The 8739-nt window shown below is 60.8% G+C and carries 6 protein-coding genes and 2 tRNA genes; 5 read left to right on the forward strand and 3 right to left on the reverse strand.

What is annotated here, in order from left to right; genetic code table 11:
• Window positions 1-83: 83 nt before the first annotated feature.
• Window positions 84-1466 (reverse strand): aldehyde dehydrogenase family protein, encoded by a 1383-nt coding sequence (locus tag Q7C20_RS18860; protein WP_375069409.1) that lies wholly within the window; start codon window positions 1464-1466, stop codon window positions 84-86.
• Between the two features lie 104 nt (window positions 1467-1570).
• Here Q7C20_RS18860 and Q7C20_RS18865 point away from each other — a divergent pair, with 104 nt between their 5' ends.
• Complete coding sequence (locus Q7C20_RS18865) at window positions 1571-2443, forward strand: LysR family transcriptional regulator (RefSeq protein ID WP_375069410.1); 873 nt, start codon at window positions 1571-1573, stop codon at window positions 2441-2443.
• A 106-nt stretch (window positions 2444-2549) separates the two neighbouring features.
• Here Q7C20_RS18865 and Q7C20_RS18870 read toward each other — a convergent pair whose 3' ends face one another.
• On the reverse strand, window positions 2550-2759 hold the full coding sequence (locus tag Q7C20_RS18870) for a hypothetical protein (RefSeq protein WP_078738148.1): 210 nt from the start codon (window positions 2757-2759) through the stop codon (window positions 2550-2552).
• Between the two features lie 364 nt (window positions 2760-3123).
• Window positions 3124-4320 (reverse strand): amino acid aminotransferase, encoded by a 1197-nt coding sequence (locus Q7C20_RS18875; RefSeq protein ID WP_375069412.1) that lies wholly within the window; start codon window positions 4318-4320, stop codon window positions 3124-3126.
• 342 nt (window positions 4321-4662) lie between these two features.
• Between Q7C20_RS18875 and uvrB the strand changes: the two genes are divergently transcribed.
• From uvrB to Q7C20_RS18895, 4 genes are all read left to right on the forward strand, one after another.
• The gene (gene uvrB / locus Q7C20_RS18880) at window positions 4663-6678 is read left to right on the forward strand and encodes an excinuclease ABC subunit UvrB (protein WP_375069413.1); all 2016 of its coding nucleotides are present in this window, start codon (window positions 4663-4665) and stop codon (window positions 6676-6678) included.
• A 202-nt stretch (window positions 6679-6880) separates the two neighbouring features.
• On the forward strand, window positions 6881-8362 hold the full coding sequence (gene gltX, locus Q7C20_RS18885; protein WP_375069414.1) for a glutamate--tRNA ligase: 1482 nt from the start codon (window positions 6881-6883) through the stop codon (window positions 8360-8362).
• Window positions 8363-8509: 147 nt separating this feature from the next.
• Window positions 8510-8585 (forward strand) — tRNA-Ala (locus tag Q7C20_RS18890).
• A gap of 78 nt (window positions 8586-8663) precedes the next feature.
• A tRNA-Glu gene (locus tag Q7C20_RS18895) sits at window positions 8664-8739 on the forward strand.

The following is an 8739-nucleotide window of genomic DNA, read 5'->3' on the forward strand; positions in this document are numbered from 1 at the left end:
AGCCCAACGCGGGGCAAGCCCGCTCGCCACAGCAAGCCCGCTTGGCATGATGGAATCAGTCAGCCAAAGCAGCCGTTTCCGGCTTACTTGCGATCCAGCCACACCGTCTGTGCATTGCAGAATTCCCGCACGCCAAAGTGCGACAACTCCCGCCCAAACCCGCTTTTCTTCACGCCACCAAACGCCACCCGAGGGTCGGAGACACTGTACGCGTTGACGAACACCCCGCCGGTTTCCAGCTGATCGGCAATATCACGCGCCTTCGCTGAATCAGTGGTGAAGATGCTCGCCGTCAGGCCGAACTCGCTGTCATTCGCCAGCGCCACCGCGTGGTCGGCGTCGCGGGCGGTGATGATCGAGGCCACCGGGCCGAACAGTTCCTGTTTGAACGAGGTCATCTGGTCGGTGACGTCGGCCAACACGGTCGGCGCGTAGTAGTTGCCGGCGCCGGGCACTTTATTGCCGCCCAGCAAGAGCGTCGCGCCTTCTTCGATCGTGGCCTGGACCTGGCCGTGCAGCTCGTCGCGCAGGTCGAAGCGGGCCATTGGGCCGATGTAAGTGGCGGCCGAAGTGGGGTCGCCCATCACCAGCGCGCGGCTGGCCTCGAGGAATTTGGCAGTGAAGGCCTCTGCCACACCGGCCTCGATGATCAGGCGCTTGGCGGCGGCGCAGACCTGGCCGCTGTTCTGGAAGCGACCAATCAATGCGGCCTGCACGGCGGCGTCGAGGTCGGCATCGTTGAGCACGATAAACGGGTCGGAGCCGCCCAGTTCCAGCACGCATTTTTTCAGCGCGGCACCGGCCTGTGAGCCGATGGCGATACCGGCGCGCACGCTGCCGGTCAGGGTCACGGCGGCGACGCGGGGGTCAGCGATGGCGCTGGACACGCCGTCCTGGGTTACGTTGAGCACTTCAAAAATGCCGTCAGCGAAACCGGCTTTGTGGAAGGCTTGTTGGATCAGGTAGGCGCTGCCCATCACGTTCGGCGCGTGCTTGAGCAGATACGTATTGCCAGCCAGCAGGGTCGGCACCGCGCCGCGCAGCACTTGCCACACCGGGAAATTCCACGGCATCACCGCGAGAATCGGGCCCAGCGGGCGGTATTCGATGTGCGCGGTGCCGTTGTCCACCAGCGTGGGTTCCGGGGCGAGCATGGCCGGGCCGTGGGCGGCGTACCACTCGCTGAGTTGCGCACACTTTTCAATTTCGGCGCGGGCCTGGGCGATGGGTTTGCCCATTTCCAGGGTGATCATTTGCGCCATGTCTTCTGCTTGATCACGCAGCGCAGCAGCCAGGGCCAGCAGTAATTCGGCGCGCTGGCCCACCGGCTGGCGGCGCCAGGTGCGGAAAGCGCCGGTGGCGCGGTCGAGGGCGGCATTCAGCTGCGCCTCGGTTTCGTAGAGGTAGCTGCCGACGGTTTCGCCAGTGGCCGGGTTGATCGAGAGAGCATGGGTAGTCGCGTTCATGGCACCGTCCTGCGCAGTGATTCAAGTTGAGTTCAGCGTACGGGGCTATATCTTTTCTGGAAACTGAATAATATTAAGCAATACATTCACGATTGGAGAATGATTTGGACCTGGTGCAGCTGGAAATCTTCAAGGCCGTTGCCGAACAAGGCAGCATCAGCGCCGCCGCGCAGTTGATTCATCGTGTGCCGTCGAACCTGACCACGCGCATAAAGCAGCTGGAGCAGGATTTGGGCGTGGAGTTGTTCATCCGCGAGAAGAGTCGCCTGCGACTGTCACCGGCCGGGTGGAATTTCCTCGGCTATGCGCGGCGCATTCTCGACTTGGTGCAGGAAGCGCGCGCGACGGTGGCGGGGGAGGAACCTCAAGGCGCCTTCGCCTTGGGTTCGCTGGAAAGCACGGCGGCGGTGCGCATTCCGTCGTTGCTGGCGGCGTATAACCAGAAGCACGCCAAGGTCGAGCTCGACCTGAGTACCGGGCCCTCGGGCACGATGATTGAGGGCGTGCTGTCTGGGCGCCTGGCGGCAGCGTTTGTCGATGGGCCGGTATTGCATGCCACGCTGGAAGGGGTGGCGGTGTTTGAGGAGGAAATGGTGGTGATTGCGCCGCTGCACCACGCGCCGATCACGCGCGGGCAGGATGTGGCGGGGGAGAACATCTATACCTTTCGCTCGAACTGTTCATACCGGCATCACTTCGAACGCTGGTTCTCACAGGACGGCGCAGTGCCGGGCAAGATTTTCGAGATGGAGTCTTACCACGGCATGCTTGCCTGCGTCAGCGCCGGGGCCGGCTTGGCGCTGATGCCACGCAGCATGCTGGAAAGCATGCCGGGGTTTACTGCGGTGAGCGTGTGGCCATTGGCGGACAGCTTCCGCATCCTGCACACCTGGCTGATCTGGCGGCGGGGCACGGTGTCGCAGAGTCTCAATAGCTTCGTAAAGCTGCTGGAAGAACGCAATCTGGTCGCAACCTAAATCTAATGTGGGAGCTGGCTTGCCTGCGATGGCATCCACTCGGTGTGCCTGATGTACCGAGTCTCTTGCATCGCAGGCAAGCCAGCTCCCACATTTTTGATCAGCGTTAGCCGCCGAATTGCAGAGTGCCCATCGCCAGTTTGGCCATGATGGCCGTCGCGCCCAGCTGCACCAGCCACAGCGCCAACCCACCAAGAAATACGCCGAGCGCCACTTGCAGCACCAGGCTTTTCTGGCGCTTGGCTTGCGGGGCGCGCGGGGTGAAGTCGTGCAGTTCGTCGCGGTCGGCGCGCAGGTCCAGGTCGTCGTTTCTCATAAGGCTCTCACGGCAAAGGGGCAATCGGGGTCCAGTCTAGGGGCTGGGGGCTACGCGCAGCGAATTTTTTGCAGGCTGCGCATCTTTTATGGCGATCCGTCTTTTTTCTGGCAAGCCAGCTGGTTGTGGTGGGCTCAGCTTGTTGTGGTGAGCCAGCTTGTTGTGGCGAGCGAGCTTGCTCGCGCTGGGGCGCGTAGCGGCCCCTTGTTCAGGCACCGCGATTGTTCAGTAAGTTCACGGTGGCAGGTTTTGGGGCCGCTGCGCAGCCCAACGCGAGCAAGCTCGCTCGCCACAGGGGATACGGTTTGCCCACAAAAAAAGGGAAGCCCATTAATGGCTTCCCTTTTTTAATCACCGCAAAGGCTTACAACACCTTAACAATCGCCTCGGTTACAGCGCCGATGTTCGACTGGTTCAACGCCGCCACACAGATGCGCCCGGTGTCGAGTGCATAGATACCGAACTCGGTGCGCAGGCGGGTGACTTGCTCAACGGTCAGGCCGGAATAGGAGAACATACCGCGCTGGCGGCCGACGAAGCTGAAGTCCTGGCCTGGTGCAGCCTTGGCCAGTGTGGCGACCATCTGCTCGCGCATGCCACGGATGCGCAGGCGCATCTCGGCCAGTTCGGCTTCCCACTGGGCGCGCAGCTCAGGGTTGGTCAGCACGGCAGCCACGATCGCCGCGCCGTGGGTGGGCGGGTTGGAGTAGTTTGTGCGGATCACGCGCTTGACCTGGGACAGGATGCGCGCGCTTTCTTCTTTGGAGTCGCCGACGATGGACAGTGCGCCCACGCGTTCGCCGTACAGCGAGAACGACTTGGAGAACGAGCTGGACACAAAGAACGTCAGGCCCGATTCAGCGAACAGCCGCACGGCAGCGGCGTCTTCGTGGATGCCGTCGCCAAAGCCCTGGTAGGCCATGTCGAGGAACGGCACCAGGTTCTTCGCCTTGACCACGTCCAGCACGTTTTGCCAGTCGGCCGGGCTCAGGTCGACGCCGGTCGGGTTATGGCAGCAGGCGTGCAACACCACGATGGACTGTGGCGGCAGGGCGTTGAGGTCTTCGAGCAGGCCGGCACGGTTCACGTCGTGGGTGGCGGCGTCGTAATAGCGGTAGTTCTGCACCGGGAAACCGGCGGTTTCGAACAGCGCGCGGTGGTTTTCCCAGCTCGGGTCGCTGATGGCAACAACGGCGTGCGGCAGCAGTTGCTTAAGGAAGTCAGCGCCGATCTTCAGCGCGCCGGTGCCGCCGACCGCTTGTACGGTTGTAACGCGGCCAGCCGCCAGCAGTGGCGATTCAGCACCGAACAGCAGGGTTTGCACGGCTTTGTCGTAGGCGGCAATACCGTCGATCGGCAAGTAGCCACGGGCGGCGTGTTGCGCCACGCGAATGGCTTCCGCTTCGGCAACGGCACGCAAGAGTGGAATCTTCCCCTCCTCGTTGCAATAAACGCCCACGCCAAGGTTGACCTTGGTGGTTCGTGTGTCGGCGTTGAATGCTTCGTTGAGGCCCAGGATTGGATCGCGTGGTGCCATTTCGACAGCGGAGAACAGGCTCATTTTGCGGCAGCTCTATGGGGAAGTGGAGGGACGTGTCGCGCTCCAGCCGAATGCACTAGAGCGGTGCACAAACGGGGAGCTAGTATAGAGGCCATAGAGGCTGAGGGCGACAACCGAAACGGCTTTTCGGCCATGTTTTTCGGTTTATTTGCCGACCGTTAGTCTTATTGCAACATTGATCCCGGACGGCAGGTAAGACACTTGCCTTGAAACCCGACACATTCGGCACCACTTCTACAGCTATCATGGTTTTTTCCTGCAACCTGCGATGACTATTCGCGGGTCGCTGAGCTTTTTTCGTCCTGGTGTGGTTGATCCGGGGTGACCTGAAAGAGGTACGTAATGTCGGATTTCCAGCTCGTCACCCGCTTTGAACCCGCCGGCGATCAGCCCGAAGCCATTCGCCTGCTGGTCGAAGGCATCGACGCCGGCCTCGCGCACCAGACGCTGCTCGGGGTGACCGGTTCAGGCAAGACCTTCAGTATCGCCAACGTGATTGCGCAGACAAACCGCCCAACGCTGGTGCTGGCGCCGAACAAAACCCTGGCCGCGCAGCTGTACGGCGAGTTCAAGGCGTTCTTCCCGAACAACGCGGTGGAGTATTTCGTTTCCTACTACGACTACTACCAGCCCGAGGCGTACGTGCCGTCCTCCGATACCTTTATCGAGAAGGATGCGTCGATCAACGACCACATTGAACAGATGCGGTTGTCGGCGACCAAGGCGTTGCTGGAGCGCAAGGACGCGATCATCGTCACCACGGTGTCGTGCATTTATGGCTTGGGCAGCCCGGAAACCTATTTGAAGATGGTGCTGCACGTTGACCGGGGCGACAAACTCGACCAGCGCGAATTGCTGCGCCGCCTGACGAGCTTGCAGTACACCCGCAATGACATGGATTTTGCCCGCGCGACCTTCCGCGTGCGCGGTGATGTGATCGACATTTACCCGGCAGAATCCGACCTGGAAGCCATCCGCATCGAGCTGTTTGACGATGAAGTCGAGAGCCTGTCGGCCTTCGACCCGTTGACCGGCGAGGTGATTCGCAAGCTGCCGCGCTTCACCTTCTACCCGAAAAGCCACTACGTGACCCCGCGCGAAACCTTGATGGGCGCGATCGAGGGCATCAAGGGCGAATTGGTAGAGCGCCTGGAATACCTGCGCTCCAACAACAAGCTGGTGGAAGCCCAGCGCCTTGAGCAGCGCACGCGCTTTGACCTGGAGATGATTCTGGAGCTGGGCTACTGCAACGGCATCGAAAACTACTCGCGCTATCTCTCGGGTCGCGACTCCGGGCAGGCGCCGCCTACGCTGTTTGATTATTTGCCGGACGACGCCTTGCTGGTGATCGACGAGTCCCACGTCAGCGTGCCGCAGGTGGGCGCGATGTACAAAGGCGACCGTTCGCGTAAAGAGACCCTGGTGGAATACGGTTTTCGTCTGCCGTCGGCGCTGGATAACCGGCCGATGCGTTTTGACGAGTTTGAAAGCATCAGCCCGCAGACGATTTTTGTGTCGGCCACGCCGGGTAATTACGAGGCTGAGCATGCGGGGCGCGTGGTCGAGCAGGTGGTGCGGCCGACCGGCCTGGTAGACCCGCAAATTGAAATCCGCCCGGCGCTGACCCAAGTCGATGATTTGCTGTCGGAGATCGGCAAACGCGTGGCGTTGGAGGAGCGGGTGCTGGTTACCACGCTGACCAAGCGCATGTCCGAAGACTTGACCGATTACCTGGCCGACCACGGCGTGCGCGTGCGCTATTTGCACTCCGACATCGACACCGTGGAGCGCGTGGAAATCATCCGCGACTTGCGCCTGGGCACCTTTGACGTGCTGGTGGGGATCAACCTGCTGCGTGAAGGGTTGGACATGCCGGAAGTCTCGCTGGTGGCGATTCTGGACGCGGACAAGGAGGGCTTCCTGCGTTCCGAGCGCTCGCTGATCCAGACCATTGGCCGGGCGGCGCGTAACCTCAATGGCCGTGCGATTCTCTACGCCGACCGCATCACCGGCTCCATGGAGCGGGCGATTGGCGAGACCGAGCGCCGTCGTGACAAGCAGATTGCGTTTAACCTCGAGAATGGCATCACGCCCAAGGGCGTGTTCAAGGACGTCGCCGATATCATGGAAGGCGCCACCGTGCCCGGCTCGCGCAGCAAGAAGCGCAAGGGCATGGCCAAGGCCGCCGAGGAAAACGCCAAGTACGAAAACGAACTGCGCTCGCCGAGTGAGATCACCAAGCGCATTCGCCAGCTGGAAGAGAAGATGTACCAGTTGGCGCGCGACCTGGAGTTTGAGGCGGCGGCGCAGACGCGCGATGAGATTGGCAAGTTGCGCGAGCGTCTTTTGGCGGTTTGATTTTTAGTGACTTTGATGGCCTCTCCGCGAGCAAGCCCGCTCCCACAATTTGACCTCATTTCAACGGGATGAATGCGGTCAAACTGTGGGAGCGGGCTTGCTCGCGAATGCAGGCACCTCGGTCTGCCAGAATCCCCCGTGCTGATGTTACCATTCGCCCCTTGTTTGAATTTTCAGCTCCATCGCCCATTCGAGACCTGCCATGACCACCGTCCGCACGCGCATTGCGCCATCGCCTACTGGGGATCCCCACGTCGGCACTGCTTACATCGCCTTGTTCAACTACTGCTTCGCCAAGCAGCACGGCGGTGAATTCATCCTGCGGATCGAAGACACCGACCAGGTGCGTTCTACCCGTGAGTCGGAACAGCAGATTTTCGATGCCTTGCGCTGGTTGGGCATTACCTGGGCTGAAGGCCCGGACGTTGGCGGCCCGCACGGCCCGTATCGCCAGAGCGAGCGCAGCGACATTTACAAGCAATACACCCAGCAACTGGTCGACATGGGCCATGCGTTCCCGTGCTTCTGCACCGCAGAAGAGCTGGACCAGATGCGCGCCGAGCAACAAGCCCGTGGCGAAACCCCGCGCTACGATGGCCGCGCGCTGTTGCTGTCGAAAGAAGAAGTGGCTCAGCGCCTGGCGGCTGGTGAACCGCATGTGATCCGCATGAAAGTGCCGAGCGAAGGCGTGTGCGTGGTGCCGGATATGCTGCGCGGCGACGTCGAGATCCCGTGGGACCGCATGGATATGCAAGTGCTGATGAAGACCGACGGCTTGCCGACGTACTTCCTGGCCAACGTGGTCGACGACCACTTGATGGGCATCACCCACGTGCTGCGCGGCGAAGAATGGCTGCCATCGGCGCCGAAACTGATCCTGCTTTACGAGTATTTTGGCTGGGAACAGCCGCAGCTGTGCTACATGCCGCTGCTGCGTAACCCGGACAAGAGCAAGCTGTCCAAGCGCAAGAACCCGACGTCGGTCACGTTCTACGAGCGCATGGGCTTCATGCCCGAGGCAATGCTCAACTACCTGGGCCGCATGGGCTGGTCGATGCCGGACGAGCGCGAGAAGTTCTCGCTGCAGGAAATGGTCGATAACTTCGACCTGTCGCGCGTTTCGCTGGGCGGGCCGATTTTCGACATTGAGAAACTATCGTGGCTTAACGGCCAATGGCTGCGTGACTTGCCGGTGCAAGAGTTCGCCAGCCGCGTGCAGCAGTGGGCGTTGAACCCCGAGTACATGATGAAGATCGCGCCGCTGGTGCAGGGCAGGGTGGAGACGTTCAGCCAGGTCGCACCGTTGGCCAGCTTCTTCTTCGCCGGTGGCGTGAACCCGGATGTGAAGCTGTTTGAGTCCAAGAAACTCTCCGGCGACCAGGTTCGTCAGTTGATGCAGTTGATTCTGTGGAAGCTCGAAAGCTTGCGCCAGTGGGAGAAGGATGCGATCACTGCAACGATTCAAGCGGTGGTTGAGTCCCTCGAATTGAAGCTGCGCGATGCCATGCCGTTGATGTTTGCCGCGATCACCGGGCAGGCCAGTTCGGTGTCGGTGCTCGATGCGATGGAAATTCTCGGCCCGGACCTCACGCGTTTCCGTCTGCGCCAAGCCCTTGATTTGCTTGGGGGTGTGTCGAAGAAAGAAAACAAAGAGTGGGAAAAGCTGCTGGGCGCTATCGCCTGAGCAAGCGCTTGAAACGACGAAACCCCGGTTTTCCGGGGTTTCGCCGGTAAGTGATTGTTATCCCGGCAAAAAACTTTGGAAATTGTTGAAAATAAATTTGACACACTTCCAAACCGCCATTAAGATTCGCCCCGTCCTCACCGACGAGGGGCTATAGCTCAGCTGGGAGAGCGCTTGCATGGCATGCAAGAGGTCAACGGTTCGATCCCGTTTAGCTCCACCAATTTACAGGTTCAAGGTCTGGCCACACCGTCCTTGAATCGATCAGTTCTCAGCGCTGATCTGATGTACAGAAGGTTTTGTCCCCTTCGTCTAGTGGCCTAGGACACCGCCCTTTCACGGCGGTAACAGGGGTTCGAGTCCCCTAGGGGACGCCA

The sequence above is a fragment of the Pseudomonas sp. AMR01 genome, from assembly GCF_041946035.1.
Taxonomy (GTDB): Bacteria; Pseudomonadota; Gammaproteobacteria; order Pseudomonadales; family Pseudomonadaceae; genus Aquipseudomonas; species Aquipseudomonas antarctica_B.